This is a genomic window from Pseudomonas sp. P5_B2 (assembly GCF_056400445.1).
The window spans coordinates 1-1,231 of record NZ_JBFULH010000971.1 but is presented as its reverse complement, the minus strand read 5'-3'; the positions used below and the strand labels follow the sequence as shown (position 1 = coordinate 1,231).

Sequence of the window (1,231 nt, the reverse complement as noted above, 5' to 3'; positions counted from 1 at the left end):
GACATCAAACAGAACCTTATGCCAGAATCTTGCATACAGCAGGTGCATCGTCGCATGCGCAGCGCCGCCTACGTAAAGATCGACCTGGTTCCAGTACTCGCTACTTTGTTTTGAAAAGGGTTCGGCCTGATTATGCGGATCCATGAATCGCAGGTAGTACCAGCAGGATCCTGCCCATCCTGGCATGGTATCGGTTACGCGAAAGAGAGGGTTACCGAACTTATCCTCGCAATTCACCCACTCCTGAGCGCGCTGCAAGGGACTGGCTCCGTCCGGGCCCGGAGAGTAGTTTTCAACGTGGGGCAACTCTATAGGCAGTTCGTGGTAGCCGGCAGTCACCACTTCACCGTCGGCCCCTCGATACAACGGGAAAGGCTCACCCCAGTACCTCTGCCGAGAGAACAGCCAATCCCTCATCTTGTAGCGCACTTTTTTGACTGCCGCGCGACTGTGAATCAACTCATCAATGACGTGCGCACGAGCTTGCGCTCTCGAAAAACCGTTGATAGAACCAGAGTTCTTCAGGTTCTGGTCCGGATCAAAAATGGAGACATGTCCGATATCCAGGTGCTGGCAAATTTCCAGGGCCTGTTGATCTGTGGCGGGAACAGACAACATTGCGTCTTCGTTTCCGTCAATGCTCAGGTAACTCACTACATAGACAGGAATTTCCTTTCCCGTTAAAGGATGCAGGACAGACCGCTCAACAGAGACACCCTGCATGCCGTTTTCGGGTGCTTGCATTGACGAGATTCTGGCATGAACATCGTTATCAGTGCCCAAAAGCAAATCTTTAACATAGGGATGTTCGACAGAAAGAAAAATAGCGTTAACCCCGTACAGGGTTTCCGGCCCGTCGGTAAACACAGTCAGATGAGTGCCGGAGTTATCAAGCACCTTGAAATCTATATCAACACCTTCCGTGCGACCGATCCATTCACGCTGCATTTTTTTGACTGATTCCGGCCAGTCCAGTTTGTCCAGGCCATCGAGTAACTTGTCAGCGTATTGAGTGATCTTTACGACCCATTGCTTTAACGGTTTTTTTGTACAGATATAATCGCCGCGCTCAGAGCGGCCATCGATGACTTCTTCATTTGCCAGTACAGTCTTGAGCTCTTCACACCACCAGACATTTTCTTCTTTTTCGTAAACAAGCCCTTGCTCATAGAGCTTCAGGAACAGAAACTGTGTCCACTTGAAATACTTTTTGTCGGACGTGTCTATTTCC

General features: G+C 50.0%; 1 protein-coding gene. It reads right to left on the bottom strand.

Annotated elements, in window-relative coordinates; translation table 11 throughout:
- Nucleotides 1-1,231: class I tRNA ligase family protein (locus tag AC1DRJ_RS28405; RefSeq protein WP_477805068.1), on the bottom strand; the 1,231-nt coding region annotated here is incomplete at both ends.